The organism is Streptomyces sp. MGP-BFMKR1, assembly GCF_057766585.1.
Genome location: NZ_CM173408.1, coordinates 8,091,079 through 8,107,551 on the forward strand (window position 1 = coordinate 8,091,079; position 16,473 = coordinate 8,107,551).

Annotated in this window: 9 protein-coding genes; 5 read left to right on the top strand and 4 right to left on the bottom strand. The window is 74.7% G+C overall.

Features of this window, described 5'->3' with window-relative positions; all coding sequences use genetic code 11:
* Positions 1–264: 264 nt before the first annotated feature.
* Complete coding sequence (locus tag AC3CHW_RS32340) at positions 265–3,963, top strand: hypothetical protein (protein WP_488468839.1); 3,699 nt, start codon at positions 265–267, stop codon at positions 3,961–3,963.
* Positions 3,964–3,966: 3 nt separating this feature from the next.
* A complete protein-coding gene (locus AC3CHW_RS32345) occupies positions 3,967–8,208 on the top strand; it encodes a hypothetical protein (protein ID WP_488468840.1) in 4,242 nt (1,413 codons plus the stop codon).
* 45 nt (positions 8,209–8,253) lie between these two features.
* Here the strand turns inward: AC3CHW_RS32345 and AC3CHW_RS32350 are convergent, their stop codons facing one another.
* A complete protein-coding gene (locus AC3CHW_RS32350) occupies positions 8,254–8,667 on the bottom strand; it encodes a hypothetical protein (RefSeq protein WP_488468841.1) in 414 nt (137 codons plus the stop codon).
* A gap of 858 nt (positions 8,668–9,525) precedes the next feature.
* Here AC3CHW_RS32350 and AC3CHW_RS32355 point away from each other — a divergent pair.
* The gene (locus AC3CHW_RS32355; RefSeq protein ID WP_398611546.1) at positions 9,526–10,743 is read left to right on the top strand and encodes a S8 family peptidase; all 1,218 of its coding nucleotides are present in this window, start codon (positions 9,526–9,528) and stop codon (positions 10,741–10,743) included.
* Between the two features lie 338 nt (positions 10,744–11,081).
* Here AC3CHW_RS32355 and AC3CHW_RS32360 read toward each other — a convergent pair whose 3' ends face one another.
* Positions 11,082–11,618: a hypothetical protein gene (locus AC3CHW_RS32360; protein ID WP_488471245.1), complete on the bottom strand. Its 537-nt coding sequence runs from the start codon at positions 11,616–11,618 to the stop codon at positions 11,082–11,084.
* Between the two features lie 777 nt (positions 11,619–12,395).
* On the opposite strand from AC3CHW_RS32360, the gene AC3CHW_RS32365 reads away from it, so the two are divergent.
* Positions 12,396–13,736: an SGNH/GDSL hydrolase family protein gene (locus tag AC3CHW_RS32365; RefSeq protein ID WP_488468842.1), complete on the top strand. Its 1,341-nt coding sequence runs from the start codon at positions 12,396–12,398 to the stop codon at positions 13,734–13,736.
* A 424-nt stretch (positions 13,737–14,160) separates the two neighbouring features.
* Here the strand turns inward: AC3CHW_RS32365 and AC3CHW_RS32370 are convergent, their stop codons facing one another.
* Entirely contained in the window at positions 14,161–14,808 is a 648-nt protein-coding gene (locus tag AC3CHW_RS32370; protein ID WP_176160225.1) for a phosphoribosyltransferase, read from the bottom strand.
* A 286-nt stretch (positions 14,809–15,094) separates the two neighbouring features.
* Positions 15,095–15,469, bottom strand: coding sequence for an RNA-binding S4 domain-containing protein (locus AC3CHW_RS32375; protein ID WP_359327386.1), 375 nt, complete (start codon positions 15,467–15,469; stop codon positions 15,095–15,097).
* A gap of 272 nt (positions 15,470–15,741) precedes the next feature.
* Between AC3CHW_RS32375 and AC3CHW_RS32380 the strand changes: the two genes are divergently transcribed.
* Positions 15,742–16,332 carry an Rv1733c family protein gene (locus tag AC3CHW_RS32380; RefSeq protein WP_488468843.1) on the top strand — a complete coding sequence of 197 codons (591 nt, stop codon included), beginning with the start codon at positions 15,742–15,744 and terminating at the stop codon, positions 16,330–16,332.
* Positions 16,333–16,473 lie beyond the last annotated feature (141 nt).

Consider the following 16,473-nt stretch of genomic DNA (forward strand, 5'->3'; position numbering starts at 1 on the left):
GGGGCCGCGTCATGCCGGCGACACGGCCACGTCAGCGGGGTGCGGCGGACGGGTGTACGGGCGCCCGGAGCGTGGTGCAGCGGGTCGCGGGCCGCGCGGGGCGGGCTCCCGCATCACCCGTTCGGGCGCTACTGCGCTCGCGCCGTGCGCGATAGATAAGCGCTAGACGCAGCATGTGCCTGCTCGCGGCGGCTGGACTCCCGGGCAGGTGGCCGCTTTTGTTCCGCCTCCGCCCATCCCCGAGCGCACGGCCCGAGGGGCATCATGAGCTCACCGTCACCACTTCGCGTCCTACGCGGCACCGACCTGCTGGACCTCGCCTTCAGCTTCGTCGGCCTCGTCATCGAGAACCGGTTGGGACGCCGCTACCTGATCCGCGCCGACGCGGCACGCGACGGCCTCCTCGTCGTCACCTTCGGCCCCCAGCACGTGCTGGAGGAGGTGTTCCAGGAAGAGAGCCCCACTCCACCGGCCGACCCACCCGTCGGCTCGCTGATCAGCGGGCGCAGCGTGCTGGTCTTCGAGGTGGGCCCCGACGACGCCGTCGAGTACGCCGAGGAGGGGCTGCTCGACGCCATGCGGACGCTGCCGCTGCGCGTCGTGGACGCGGCCCGCGAGCCCGACTCCCCGGCCACCCTCCGCTTCGCCGTCCCCGAACCACCCACTCCCGCCGACGCCGACGCCGACGCCGGTGCCGACCCCGCCCCGGACGCGGCGCTCCGGGCCACCGCACTGGTGCGTCTGCTGCGCACCACCGCCGAACTCAGCGCCCGCTACGGCACCGAGGCGACGCTCGCCGCGGCGACCGCCGCCGGCGCCGTGGTCGAGGCCGCCGCGCCCCAGCCGGCCGCCGCCAGCGCGGCCGGGCGCGTACCGCAGGACCCGCTGGCCGACCCCGCCCGCCCGCACACCGGCATCGAACTGCCCTACCGACTGCTGCTCTCACCCTCGCAGCGGGCGCGGTGGATTCACCGTGGGGCGATCGACCCGGAGCCGGGGGAGCGGGTCGAGCTGTGGCACACCCGGCTGACCCACCCGAGCGGGCGGCCCGCCGACCGGACCGTGCGCGCGGTGTGGAACCGGGACCGCGACCCCGACCCGGGCGCCCCCGAGTCCTTCACCGCCTCGATCAGCGGCCCGCAGCGCGGCGCCATCGTGGACCTGACCGCCAACGACGGCCTGACCACGCCCGAGGGACAGCCGTTCAAGCCGCTGCCGGTGACGGTGGAGAACCTCATGCTGTCGGCCGTCGGCGGCTGGCTCGACAGCCTGGGCCAGTGGCAGGACCAGCGCCCCGAGGGCGTCACGCTCTCGGAGTGGCGACACCGCGCCACCATGGGCCGCGACCACTACGTGCGCCTGATGTTCTCCGGCTTCCTGTGCCCCTTCGGACACCGGGCCGACCTCATCCAGGTCACCGAGCGCACGTTCGACGACGCGCGCGCCGGCTACCTCCTCCAGCGCCGGTTCATCGTCGTACGCGAGCCGCTGCGCACCTACGACCCGAAACGCGACCTGCCGATCGGCGACCCGGCGACCGGCCCGCTGGCCAACGCGCTGTTCCCCTTCACCACCGTGCGCATCGACACGCTGGTCACCCCCGACCTCACCAACGACATCCCCACTCCCGAGTCCTGCGACTTCTTCCCCACCACCCGCTCTGAGAGCCCCTTCCGGTTCAAGGTCACCGCCGTGGACCACGAGGGGCGGACCGTGGAGTTCCGTACGCCGCTGCTCTTCCTCACCGAGGACCGCGGCAGCCGGGACCAGCTCGCCGCCATCGTGGCCAGGTACAACGGGCTGAGCCCGTTCCCGCTGGCCACCTCCGACGCGGCCCCCGAACCAGCCCCGGAAACCAAGGCCGACCTCCTCGGGCAGGCCGTGGCACTCGCGCCCAGCGCCAAGCCCGACGACACCAGCCTGGACGTGGCCCACATGGTGTGGGGCGTGGCGGCCCCGCCCGGGCTCGCCAGCCCCTCGCCGCGGCAGGCCCAGTTCCTGCCGCAGCTCCGCTGGGCCGCCGTCACCGTGCCCGCGGTCAGCCAGCTCAGCGGCAACGACCTGACCGTGCCGGTGACGTACGCCCAGCGCTACGCCCGGTCCGGCTTCCGCCAGGTCGACCAGGGGCTGCGCAAGGCCAACCTGGGCGAGGTCTTCCTCAACGTGCTGCCCGTGCTCGGCGCGCCCGACACCCCGCTCACCATGGACTTCAGCGGACGCAGCGACCGCTCCGGCGGGCTGGTCGCGCCCAGCTTCGACGTGGCCGGCCTCTCCCGCAAGACGGGGCCGGTCTCCGGGGTCGCCGCCGGCGGCGCGGACGCGCTGGAGACCATCGCCAACGGCGACTTCAAGCCGGCCGACTTCTTCCACGCGTCGGACGTCATCGGCGCCCTCGGCGCCAACCTGCTCGGCATCCTGCCGCTGGCCGATCTGATCAAGGAAGCCGGGCTCGACCAGCCGCTCAAGGTACCCAACTTCTTCACCGAGACCATCAACGCCGTCACCGGCTTCCTCTCCGAACTGCGCCGCGTCCGCGACCTGATCCGCAACGAGGCCGAGCGGTACGCGGCGGCCGGCCGCCGCGTGGTGGAGACCGCCGAGGCGCTGGTCACGATCATCGCCGACTACCTCGCCCAGTCTCTGGCCGGCAGGCCGGGCCCCGTCGAGCTGACCGACGTCGACCACGCCTTCGACGCCTTCGACGCCGCCCTCACCCACCTGCTGGACACCCTGCCACCCGGCGCCGACCCGGGCGTGCGCGCCCTCCTGGAGCGGGTCCGGCAGACGGTCGCCACCTGGAACAACGGGGCCGGCCAGGTGCTGTCCCTGCGCCAGGCGCTGGAGAAGGCGGGGCGGGGCGCCAAGCTGCCCGAGACCCTCAACGCGCGCCTGGAGTGGAACCCGGAGATCAAACCCTTCCCCGCCGGCAACCCGGTCTTCGTCCCCCACGAGGACGCCCAGGGCAAGACCACCGGGCGCTTCTCGCTCATCGTCGACCTGCGCGGGTCGCTGCGCTCCGACCTGACGGCCGGCGCCGACATCACCTGCAGCCTGGAGGAGTTCGACCTCGTCCTCATCCCCGACTTCAAGGCCATGCGGCTGGACTTCGAGCGCATCCGCTTCACCGCGCGGGCGGGCAGGAAGCTCGATGTCGACGTCGCCTTCCGCCGCGTGAAGTTCACCGGCCCGCTGTCCTTCATGGAGACGCTGCGGCAGCTCATCCCCATCGACGGCTTCAGCGACCCGCCCGGCATCCAGGTCACCAGCAGCGGCATCGTCGCCTCGTACGCGCTGCCGCTGCCCAGCCTCGCGGTCGGCGTGTTCAGCCTGGAGAACCTGCGCCTCGGCGCCTACCTCGACCTGCCGTTCGTCGGCAAGTCGCTGGAGGTCGGGTTCTCCTTCTGCACCCGAGCGGCCCCCTTCCGGCTGACCGTCTCCATGCTGGGCGGCGGCGGGTTCTTCGGCATCGTGCTCACCCCCAGGCGGGTGGCCGTTTTGGAAGCGGCCCTGGAGTTCGGCGCCGCGGTCTCCATGAACTTCGGCGTGGCCAGCGGCAGCCTCTCGGTGATGGCCGGCATCTACTTCCGGCTGGAGCTCGACACCGGAGAGGCCCGGCTCAGCGGCTACTTCCGGGCCCGCGGCGAGGTCGACGTGCTCGGCATCGTGTCGGCCTCCATCGAGCTGTACCTCGAACTGACCTGGCAGCCCGGCCGCGTGTCGGGCCGGGCCAGGATCTCGATCAGCATCCATATCGGCTTCTGGTCGCAGTCGGTCACCATCGAGTGCGAGAAGACCTTCGTGGGCGGTGGCGGCGACAGCCTGGCCGCGCTCGGCGGTACGGCGACGGACGCGGTACGGCCACCCACCTTCGCCGAGATGATGAGCCCCTACCCCGACCCGGTCACCGGCGTCCAGCGCGTGCCCGTCGACGAGTACTGCACCGCCTTCGCGGAAGTGAGCTGACCCATGCCCGAGTCGATCCGCTGGACCGTCCTGCCCGACGGGCTCACCACCGATGCCAACCTCCGCCTGACGGTGCTGGTCACCCCCCGTCTGACCGGCGGGACCACACTGGGCGCCTTCGCCGACTTCGTCGACTGGCCCCAGACCCTGGCCCGTTACGCCGACGCCCTCCAGGTGGAGTTCCGCGCGGCGCCCGGCGGGGCGAGCGCCACGGCCCCCACCGCCCCGCAGCCCGACCGCTACCCGCCGCCCGACAGCACCCTGTGGCGCGAGCTGTTCCCCACCGACACCAGGGTCACCGTGCCCACGGCCGCGCTCCTCGCGGCCGACGCCGAGCCGATCACCCTCCGGTCCTTCCCGAGCCGGGCCGTACACGCCCAGGTCACGACGTTGTACGAGAACGCCGCGACCGCCACCGCCGTCCGCCGGGCCTTCCCCGACCCGGGCGGCGAGGGCGTGGCGACCCCCGGCGACGCGCCGAGGGTGCCGCCGCAGCCGCCGCCCAGTTGGGACCACCCCCACACGGACGACCTGACGACGCCGCTGACCGAGCCCGTCCGCGACCTCGCCCGCTCCGTCGGGGCCTCCTACCAGCGGCTCGACCGACTCATCGGGCGCGCCCCGACGAAGGGCCCGGGCGAACCGGCCGCCGAGGCCGCCGCCAACCCGTACCGGCCCCGCTACATCGACCGCTCGCACCCCGACTACGCACCCTTCCAGGCCGAACTCGGCCTCGCCGAGGCGTACCGCTTCTACGACCGGCGCCCCGCGCCCCCCGAACCCGGCGCCGAACCCGACCCGCCGCCGCCCCCACCACAGGAGCCGGACCTCGACTTCCACGCGGCCTGCGCACTCCTCGCCGACTACCCCGAGCTGCTGCGACGCTTCGGCCTCGCCCTCGACCTGCTGGTCACCCCGCCGCCCGGGCTCGCCGACCAGTGGCAGGCCCGCGTCACCTTCGCCCCACCACACGAGGGGCTGAACGCGGACGAGAGCCTGCGCCCGTGGACCCGGCTGCGCTACGTGGCGGGGCAGCGGTGCGAGGCGTACGCGGACGACGCCGGCCCGTACGGACACCGCATGCTCGGCCTCGGCGACAGCCGCGTGCACGTCACCGACCTCGACGTGGACGGCGCGGCGATGAAGTTCGTCGAGTTCTCCCGGATCTTCGACCAACTCTTCGCCAACCCGTCGGAGCCCGCCGGCGCGATCGCGCCCGAGGCCACCGCGCCCCCCGCGCTGCACGGCGCGGGCCTGACCGTGCTCGTCGAGGGGCGGGACGCGGACCTCGCCGACCAACTGGAGGCCGACGCGCGCCACGTGGCCGGCGTCGACCAGAACGGCACCCCCGTCCCCACGGCCGTCCTGGACGCGGCGCACCTGGTCCGCGGCTACCGGGTGGACGTCGGCGTCGTGGACGACGCGACGGGCCAGGTGGCCCGCTGGTACCCGCTGTGCGCCCGCACCGGCAGCTACGCGATCCGACGGCCGGGCAAGCCCCCGGTCGCCATCCAGGCCGAACCCGACGAGGGGCACGTCAAGGCCAGCACGCTCACCCAGGACCGGACCGACGACCGCCACCACTACGTCCACCAGGCGCTGTTCGGCTGGCACGGCTGGAGCCTGGCCGCACCGCCGCCCGGCCGCACCATCGGCGAGGACAACCTGCCCCAGGTGCCCGAGCCCGACCTCTCCCCGGACTTCCCGCTCGACACCAGCTTCCGGCCGCGCCCCGGCAGTCTGCCCGCACTGCGCTACGGGCGCACCTACCGCCTGCGCGCCCGCCTCGTCGACCTCGCGGGCAACGGGCCCGGCCTCGACGCCGAGACTCCGCCGAGCACCGTCACCCAGGCGCTGACCTACGGCCGGTGGGAGCCGGTGCCGCCGCCGGCGATCGTCCCCCGCTGGCCCTTCCTGGAGGGCGAGTCAGAGCCCCGGCTGGTCATCCGCAGCACCGTGTCCGACGACGGAACGCCCCTGCCCGCCGACATGTGGGCCATCCAGCGCAACGCCGAAGTCCCCGACCACGAGGCCCAGACGCCGGTGGACACGCTCGACCGGCGCTACCGCCCCTTCGACGAGCGACACGTCAGCCCGCCCAAGACCGCGCTCCAGATGGCCGAGCACCACGGTGTGTACGACGCGGCGTTCGGGCCCACCAGGCCCCCGGCGCAGCGGCGGCGGTTCTTCGCCGCGGCCTCCCGCGAGGCCGGCAGCTACCTGGACACCCGGGTCAGCCTCGCCGAGGACCCGGACCGCGTCGTCGACCTCAAGGCCGTCGGCGCCCTCCACGTCGCCAAGCACAGCCCGCACGACCCGGTGCCGCTCACCCCGCTACCGGTGCCCCGTGGCGCGGGCCTCGCGCCCGGCGAGTACGTCGTCCACGACGGCCGCGGGCTGCTCCTGCCGTACCTGCCCGACGTGCTCGCGCGCGGCGTCTCCTTCCGCGGGCTGCCCGGCGGCAAGCCCACCGAGACGTACGCCTTCCCCGGCCCGTGGCCGCAGGCCAGGCCGCTGCGGCTGAGGATCGAGGAGGGCAGCGGCCCACCCGTCTGGCGCGGGCTCGTCGACCGGGAGCTGACCGTCTTCCTGCCCAAGGCCACGTTCGCCACCGTCCGCATGAGCTGCCACGTGCACCGCGACGACCTGACCACCTTCCACCAGTGGCGGCTGCTGACCGGCTCGCCGCGGTGGAGCGACCCGACGACCGGACTGCCGCCGGACAAGCGGGAGGAGTTGACGGTCGCCGCCGCCGACGGGGAGAACTGGCTGATCACCCCGTGGGTCGAACTCACCCTGGTGCACGCCGTGGAGAAGCCGCTGGAGCGGCCGGTCATCGGTGACCTCACCTTCCGCCGCAGGGCCGAGGAGACCTTCGCCGACCTGGGCGGCAGCGTACGCAACCACGCCGGGAGCACCGGTCGCGTCGACGTGGACGCGACCTGGCAGGAGTGGATCGACGACGTCACCCAGGACGCGCCGGAGCGCGTCACGGTGCACGCCCACGTCGGGGACGTCACGGTGGGCCCGGCGCAGGACGTCCGCTCGCTGTTCGGCGCGCGCCACGAGTTCCGCGACACCCGGCACCGCGACGTCACCTACACGCCGACCGCCACCACCCGGTTCCGCGAGTACTTCCACCCGGACATCACCCGGCGCACCGACCTCATCACCCGGCGCGGCCCGGACAACCCGGGCCCCACCGGCCAGGGGTGGTCCGTGCCCAGCACCCGCCGGCCGGAGCCTCCGGAGCTGAGCCACCTCGTGCCCACCTTCACCTGGGAGCGCGAGGTGGACCACGCGCGGCACCGGGTGACGCGCACCCGCCACCGCGCCGGGGTGCGTGCCTACCTCAAGCGCCCCTGGTACTCGTCGGGCGACGACGAGATGCTGGCCGTCGTCCTCCACCCGGGCGCCGCCCCGGACCCCGACCTGCCCGACCACCTGGTGACCCGCTACGCCACGGACCCGCTGTGGTCGGACGCCACCGCCTCGCCCCTCCTCACGCCCGCCCACTTCCCCAACGCCACGGCCACCGCGACCGATCGGGCGCTGGCCGAACTGGTCGACGGGCAGCAGGTGACGGCCGCCGTCGCGGCGTTCACACCGGAGTACGACGAGAGCCTGCGGCTGTGGTACTGCGACATCGACGTCACGCTGGGCGAACTGGCCGACGACACCGCGTACTTCCCGTACCTGCGACTGGCCCTGGCGCGCTACCAACCGCACTCCGTCGACCCGCTGCACCTGTCCAAGGTGACCACGGCGGAGTTCACCCAACTGGTGCCACGGCGCACGGCCACCGGGACCATGACCTCCGACGGCAGGATCCAACTGGAGCTGACCGGCCCGGTCGCGGCCAACTCGCTCGGCGAACGCGCCGGGGCGGGGCTGCCCGGCATCGCGGCCAGCCGACGCGTACGGGCCACCTTCCAGCGACGCGAGGTGACCGCCGGCGACCTGGCCTGGACCGACGTCGGGCCACCGGTGGAACTCGGCTGCGCGGCGCGCGGCGCGGGCTTCGCCTGGACCGGGCTGCTCACACCCCCGTCGCCGCCCCTGACGCCGGTGGCGGTGCACCGGCTGCGGATCGAGGAGCACGAGACGTACCTGACCGACGCGGCCACCGCCACCGACACGGTCACCGTGGGTGGCGGGCCGCTCCCGGTGGGCCGCCGGCTGGTCCACGCCGACCACTTCGCCCTGACGCGCACGCTGCTGGGCAAGCTCGTGCTCCAGGAGTGACGCGCGCCGGCGCGGGGCGCCCGGGCCCGGGCGCCCCGCGCGGGATCAGCCGAACCTGACGCCGTGTGCGACGGTCAGCGTCGGAGCGCCGTTCCAGGTGCCACCGCGCGCCGGCACGGTGGCGATCCTCCCGGAGTCGCGACAGTCGGAGAACCGGTAGACGGTGGCCACCGTGTCCGTTCGGTTGCTGGCGTTGGCGGCGCCGCCGTTGAGGGTGCGGCACCCGTTGGGCGGGTCGGAGATGGTGTCCGGCCTGTTGTTGTCCGCCCCGAGGTACTCGAACTCGCCCCTGGCCGCGTGCGCGCTCAGCGTCATGGCGCCGAACAGCAGCGAGGCCGTGGTCAGGACCAACGCGGACCGCGCCGCCCCGCCGACCGCCCTCCGGCGGCCCGGTGCCTTCGAGACCCGCTTCCCGCCGGGTGACGTCCGTGCTCTGAGCCTTGTGGGACGGTGCGACATGGGGCAACTCCTAGCTTGATGAGAGGACGTGAGTGAAATGCCTGATCGGCGCGCCTGGGTGAGGTGTCTGATCGGCGGGGCCTGACGGATGTGCCTGGCCGACGGCCCGCGGCCGTCCCACGCGGCGGCACGAGGCGAGGCCGGTGGCCGCGGGCGGTGGGGATGTGGAGGTCGATGCCCACCGGAGGGGTCACCAACCCGGGCTCACCCGAATGGCCCTGTGCCCAGGGGCGGGAGCGGCTGCCGCGACACAGGTGGGTGAAGCGGGGGTGGCACGCGCGTCGGGAGGGGGGCGGTGCGCGGGCCGCGCGCCGCGGAGTGTTAACTGTTTGTTGCGCCGCCCGGTGCTCCAACGGCCCCTCCGTGTGGCCCTGTTCACAACCACGCGCCTCGTTGTGAAACCCGCTTCGTCCTCCGTCCACCGCGCCGACCACCACAGTTCGCGCGGGAGACGCAGGTCCGCGCCCTGATACGAGCCGGGGTGCGGCGCGTGGAGCGCGCGGCCGGCTCGCGTGAGCGTGCATCACTGTGGAAAATGGCCTTCAGTGCGCTCTTGTGTCATGTACGCGGGGTGCGCCAAGGTTCAGCCACGGCAGCCCGTCACCCACCTCGTACCGATCGCCTGTTTCGGCGCTCGCCCCCACGGGAGCGACGGCCTGCGTGCGCTGCCGCGACACCTCCGGTGGGGGCCGGCACACCTACCCCCACCACACCGCGACAGCACGGCTCGGCAACACGGTCCGTCCCAGGCACATCCCTCGGCCCCTCCGTCGCCGAGCCCGAAGAGAACCGCGCATGCACACCCTGCATCCCCCGCGCGCGTACCGCAGCGCGCCACGATGAGGAGGACCCCTCACCATGGCAATACCCATGCGCAAGTCCCGACTGGCCACGGCAGTCGCCGCGGTGGCCGCCGTCACCGCCCTCGGCGCGGTCTCCGCGCTCCCCGCCCAGGCCACCGAGGCCAAGGCAGCGGAGGGTCGGATCGTCGACGCGGGCACGGCCGGCGCCATCAAGGGCAGCTACATCGTCACCCTGAACAAGGCCGCCGGGATCGCCTCCACGTCGGGCGAGGGCAAGAGCCTGATCGCCGAGTACGGCGGCACCGTCAGACACACCTACACGGCCGCCCTCAACGGCTACTCCGCGCAGCTCAGCGAGCGCGAGGCGAAGAAGCTCGCCGCCGACCCGGCCGTCGACCAGGTCATCCAGGACACCACGGTGCACGCGACCGCCACCCAGAACAACCCGCCCAACTGGGGTCTGGACCGGATCGACCAGGCCAACCTGCCGCTGGACCAGAAGTACACCTACCCCGACAGCGCGGGCGGCGGCACCACCATCTACATCATCGACACCGGCGTGCGCATCAGCCACCAGGACTTCGGCGGCCGGGCCGTCAACGGCTACGACGCGGTGGACAACGACAACGTCGCCCAGGACGGCAACGGCCACGGCACGCACGTCGCCTCGACCACGGCGGGCATCGCCCACGGCGTCGCCAAGAAGGCCAAGGTCGTGGCCGTCCGCGTGCTCAACGACCAGGGCTCGGGCACCACCGCGGGCGTGGTGGCCGGCATCGACTGGGTCACCAAGAACCACAGCGGCCCCTCGGTGGCCAACATGTCCCTCGGCGGCGGCGCCAGCTCCGCCCTGGACACGGCCGTGCGCAACTCCATCCGCGCGGGCGTCACCTACGCCGTCGCGGCCGGCAACGACAACCGGGACGCCCGCAACACCTCGCCCGCCCGCGTCGGCGAGGCGATCACGGTCGGCGCCACCACGCGCAGCGACTCCCGGTCGAGTTTCTCCAACTACGGCTCCATCGTGGACCTGTTCGCCCCGGGCTCCGACATCACCGCTGCCTGGCGGACCAGCGACACCGCCACCAACACCATCTCCGGCACCTCCATGGCCACCCCGCACGTGGCGGGCGCTGCCGCCGTCTACCTCGCCAACCACACCAGCGCCACCCCGGCCCAGGTGGCCACCGCCCTGGTGAACGGCGCCACCCCGGGCAAGGTGACCAACCCGGGCAGCGGCTCGCCCAACAAGCTGCTGCGCATCGTGCCGTAACCCACCGAACGGAGCCCCGCGGCGAGACGCGGGCCCGTCGGCCACACGGCCTGACACCACGCACCACACGGCGCACCGCCCCGGGGGTCACCCCGGCGCGGTGCGCCGCCACGCGTGCGCGCGCCGAGCGCCGGTCCGGGTCCCGGCCCCGGCCCCAAGCTCCGGTCAGCCCAGCCGTCGACCCGGGGCTCGCTCAGCCCCAGTCAGCCCAGCCGCCGGGCCGCGTCGGCGCGGAGGGGCGGCGCGGGGTGGCGGCGCGCGGCGGTCGTACGCCGTGACCAGGCCACCCGGCCGGGCGGCGCCGGCGGCCGGCCGCCCGCGAGGGCTCAGCGCTCGGCTCAGTGCTCGGGCAGGGCGGTGCCGCAGCGCCCGCAGTAGCGGGCATCGGTCTCGGGCGCGAGGCGCCCGCACTCGACGCAGACGCGGTGCAACAGACAGGCCGCCTCGCCACCGGCCCGCTCGACCGGGGCGGGGGCGCCGATGCTGAGCCCGGGGCGGCGGCGGTGCACGGTGAGGTAGGTGAGGCCGGCGGCGCCGGCGGACAGCGCCCGCCGCGAGCCGTGCGGAAGCCATACGAGGGCACCCGGCCCGAGCACCGCCTGAGCCTCGTTCCCGTCGTCCGCCTCGCCCGCCTCGTCCGCCTCGTGCGCCTGGCCCGACGGCCCGGCCGCACCGTCCTCCGGGGCCGCGTCGCCGCCGCCCGCCAGGTGTCCGCTGCCCTCGATGACGTACAGGAGCACGTCCAACCGCGCCTCCAGGTGCGCGGCGACCCGGGCGCCCGGGGGCAGGCGAATGACGTTGGCGTCCAGTTGTCGCTGGTCGACGGCGAGCCGCCACAGGGCGCCGCGCTGCTCCCCGGACGCCCCCTCGGTCAGCTCGCTCACCTGGGCGAGCACACGGGGCTCAGGAACCGCTCCCACCTAGATCCCCTCTCTCGGCTCGGCTGTTTCGGCACAGTGTTCCGCATCGTACGAAACGAACGACGCGCCCCCTGACCGCGAGCCGACCCCGGCCCAGCGCGAACCGACCCCGCCGGCCCAGCGCGTGCCGAGCCCGGCCCGCCCCGCGCCGAGCCCGGACGGCGGGCGGCTGGGTGGAGGCTCCGGGGTAGGGATGGGCGGCTAGCGGGACAGACGGGGACAGAGGGGCGCGGGAAGCGCCGATCGGTACCGGCCGTTCGGGCGCGGCGTCTCCCACGACGCCGCTTGGCGCGCTCACCACCGCGCACGCGCCGGGAGCGCCGCGCGGCGCGTCGGCGGCTCCGGAAGCGCCCCGCCATGTGCCGTGCCCAGGGCCGGGTCCGGCGCGCGCGCCGGCTCGCGGGCCGTGGCCAATTCCCGATTCGCCCGCACGTCGGCCCCGTAGACGCCCGCACGGGGAGGTGGTGACGTAGAGCCTGAGCATCCGCGGTGCGGTAGTCGGCTCGTGAGCGGGCCGGTACGTGAGCGGAGCAAGTGCCCCAGGTCGTGCACGCGTCCCACGGTGACGCGTGCGTGCCCTGGTGTGCCCGTGCCGCGCCGGGGCCGTCGAGGCCGGCGATGCGGAGTGAGACGAGCGAAGCGGGTGGCCAAGCCGCCGTGCGCACCAACGAACGGGAGAACCACGGCCACGAACGAGACGCGCGCGAGACGAAGCAGAGAAGGAGCACATCCATGAGTGACCGGACACGACACACGCCGGCGAACCGGGCAGCGGACCTCGGGCCCCGGCGATTACGGGCGGCGGCCCGCCCCCTCGCGGTGCTGTTCTCGGCGGGGGTGCTGCTGGTGCTGCCCCCCGCGCCGATGTCGGTGGCCGACAGCGGCGCGCCGACCACCACCGAGGTGGGCAGTGCCGAACGGCTCAACGGCAAGTCCTGGCGGGGCGGTTGGTCGACCTCCGTCCAGCAGCCCGGGCGGGGGTTGTTCCCCAACTGGTCGCAGCAGGGCTTCAAGGAGCAGACGCTGCGTCAGGTGGTGCGGGTCAGCGTCGGGGGCACGAGCGCCCGCTTCAAGCTCTCCAACCGCTACGGCACCGCCCCGCTGAAGGTGACCGGGGCCACGGTCGGGCGTACGGACAAGGGCGCGGCGGTGCGCGAGGACACGAGCCGGCCGCTGGCCTTCGGGAAGAAGGAGTCGGTGACGATCCCGGCGGGTGGCGAGGTGTTCACCGACGCGGTGCCGCTGCGGGTCAGGGCGCTGGAGTCGCTGACCGTCACGCTGTACCTGCACGAGCCGACCGGCCCGGCCACCTACCACATGGCGGCCTCCGCCACGGCCTACCGGGCAACGGGCGACCAGCGCCCCGATGAGAGCGGCAAGCCCTTCACCGAGACCTCGGCGTCCTGGTACTACCTCGCCGACGTCGAGGTGCGCGGCAAGGGTGACGGGCGGCGCGACGGCGTGGTGACCTTCGGCGACTCGATCACCGACGGGATGGGCTCGACCATCGACGCCAACAACCGCTACCCGGACGACCTGGCGGAACGGTTCGTCCGGGAAGAGGGCCCGCGCAGCATCCTCAACCACGGGATCAGCGGCAACATGGTCACCGTCGGCACCCCCGGGACGGGCGAGAGCGGCGTGGACCGCTTCGCCAAGGACGTGCTCGCCGAGCCGGGCATCCGGACGGTCATCGTGCTGGAGGGCATCAACGACATCGGACTGGGCGGGATGGGACAGATCCCGGACGTGTCGGTCGAGCAGTTGATCGCCGGCCACCGCGACATCATCCGTCAGGCCCGCGCCAAGGGCCTCAAGGTGATCGGCTCGACCCTGGTCCCCTTCAAGGGCGCCGGCTACTACACCGATCGCGGCGAGACCAAGCGCGACGAACTGAACAAGTGGATACGCACCTCCGGCGCCTACGACGAGGTCGTCGACCTCGACAAGGTGCTGGCCGACCCCGCCGACGAGGACCGGCTGCTCCCCGCCTACGACAGCGGCGACCACCTGCACCCGAGCGACGCCGGCTACCACGCGATGGCCGAGGCCATCGACATCGACGAGCTCTGACCCCGCGCCCGGCCCCCCACCGACCAGTCGTAGCGACACAACTCCCGTACGGAACGCTCTCGTTCGGCGCGGCGGGTCACGTCGGCGCCGCACCGCCGAGCCGCCGCACGGCGGGCGAGCGGCGTGCCGGCGTACGGGCGGGAGCGCGGGTGAGCCGCGCCGGGGGAGTGGCGGTCGTGTGTGACGGCGCGGCGGGCGCAGGGCGCGCGACCTACGTCGGCCTCGGCCCGCCCGCGCGCCACCGGCCCGCTTCCGGCGCGTCCGCCGGCCCCGTATGGCGGGTCGGCGGGTCGTGCGCGGGGGCGTGCTCGCCGGTCGTCCCGCGCCCCGGGTGGGCGACGGGACGACCGGTGCGGCCCGTGGGACGGGAGCCCCGTCGGACCTGGCGGGCGCCCGGGGGCGGGGGCAGGGGCGAACGCGACCGTCAGGGGTGGTCGGCCCGCAGCACCCGGAGCACCTCCGCGTCCGTGAGCTGCGCGAAGTCCGCGTACCAGGAGCCGACCGCGTGGAAGGCCGGCGGCTGTTCCAGACAGACGACCTCGTCGGCCTCCGGGCGCAGCAGGGCCACCGCGTCCGGCGCGCCCACCGGCGCCGCCATGACCAGGCGGGCCGGCCCGCGGGCGCGCGCGAAGCGCAGGGCGGCCCGGGCCGTCGAGCCCGTCGCCAGGCCGTCGTCCACCACGATCGCGGTGTGGCCGGCCAGCTCGGGCTCCGGCCTGCCCTGCCGGTACAGGGCGGTGCGCCGCCGCAACTCCTCCCGCTCGCGGTGCGCGATCGGCGCGAGGTCGTCCTCGGTCAGCCCGAGCTGCGCCAGCGCGGCCTCGTCGTACTGGGGCGGGTCGTCGCCCACCACCGCGCCGAGCCCGACCTCCGCGGCGAACGGCGCCCCGATCTTGCGTACGACGATGATGTCCAGCGGCGCGGCCAGCGCCCGGGCCACCTCGTCCGCGACCGGCAACCCACCCCGGGGCAGCGCCAGCACCAGGGGGTCGGGGTGCTGGCCGCCGGCGCGGTAGTGCAGCAGTCGCTCGGCCAGGGCGCGGCCCGCCGCGCGGCGATCGGCGAAGCGCATCGGTGGCTCTCCTCTCCGCGACGGGTCGGGCTGCCCACGGGGCGGGGCAGCCACGGCGTGCGGCGCCGGGCGACGCCACACGGCCGCGCCGGCGGGCCCGGCGCCCCGCGCCTACGATCCCTACCCGCCGCCGGCCGCCGGGCGTGCCCGCATCCGGGTGGTCCGCGCCGGGCCGCGCACCCCGCCGGGCACCGCGGCACGGCAGGCGCGCACCCCGCCCGGCACCGCGCACGACAGCCGGGTGGCGCCCCGGGGTCGGGGAGCCACCCGGCTGTCGGCCTCGCGCTCAGTTGCCGCGCAGGCGCTCCATCTCGCGCCGGTCGCGCTTGGTGGGCCGGCCCGCGCCGCGGTCCCGGACGCCGAGCAGCGCGACCTCCTCGCGCGGCGGCGGGGGCGGGCTGTTGTCCACGTAGCACTCGGCGGCGATCGCGGCGCCGACCCGCTTGCGCACCAGCTTCGAGACCACGACGATGCGCTCGCGTCCCGCGTGGAAGAGCCGCACCTCGTCTCCCGGCCGCACGGCCGCCGCGGGCTTGACCCGGTCGCCGTTGATGCGGACGTGGCCGCCCCGGCACGCCGTCGCTGCCGCGGAGCGGGTCTTGGTCAGCCGCACCGACCAGATCCAACTGTCGACTCGTACGGTCCCCTCGTCTGCCGTCATGGCACCGACTCTAGCGCCGTGCCGCCGATCACCGGGCTGGGTTTTCGCCCGGGCCGGGCCCCGTGCCCCGGTCGGGCGGCGCGCGGGAGACCGCCGCGCTCCCCGTCCGCGCGGCGGGCCGGCGTGGCAGGTGGCATGCATGCCATGGGGCGGGCACGGTACCCGACTGGCGACGGCTGTGATCCGCGGGTCACGGGGGTCACGGCCCGTAGCCCGCTCGACCCGCCGGGTGGCCGACCTGCTGGGTGGCACCGCACCGAGGGAGTGAGTCGATGAGCGCGAGAGCGACGCGGCGTGGCCTGGGCCGTCCGCTGTGGCGCTGGCGGCGCAACCCGTTGCGCCGCCGCACGGACGTGATCGAGGCGTGGTCGCTGCTGCTGGCGGCCGTGATCATGGTGGTGGGCGGGGTGACCCTCGGCGTCACGACGGCCCTGCTGGCGCGGGAGCCGCTCATGGAGCAGCACGAGAACCGGTACCAGACGCGGGCCGTACTCGTCAGGGACGTGCCGCAGCGACCCACGGAGCTGGGCGAGCCGGGAGCCAACCGGGTGCGGGCCACCGTCCGCTGGACGGACACCTCGGGCACCACGCACACCGGGCAGACTCGGGTGGACGAGGGGCGTGAGGCGGGCGAGCGGGTGACCATCTGGACCGACGAGCGCGGCGAGCTGACCACCGCGCCGCTCAGCCCAGCGCAGGCGGCCACCCGGGCGGGCGTGGTCGGTGCCATAGCGGCGACCGGCTTCTGCTGCCTGACCCTGAGCGCCCACCGCCAGGTGCAGCGACGCCTCGACCGGGAGCGCGCCGCGCAGTGGGAGCGCGCCTGGGCCGAGGTCGGCCCGCGCTGGAGCGGGCGCGTGTGACCCGGCACCTGGCCGGGTACGGGGGCGGCCCCACCGGCCGATGACGGCGGGCCCGGGCCGGCCGGGTCGGGCGCCCCGGAGTCGGTGGCTGGAGTGGCGCGCGTGCCCGCCGCACCGCACCCCGACCGGCCGTCAGCCCTC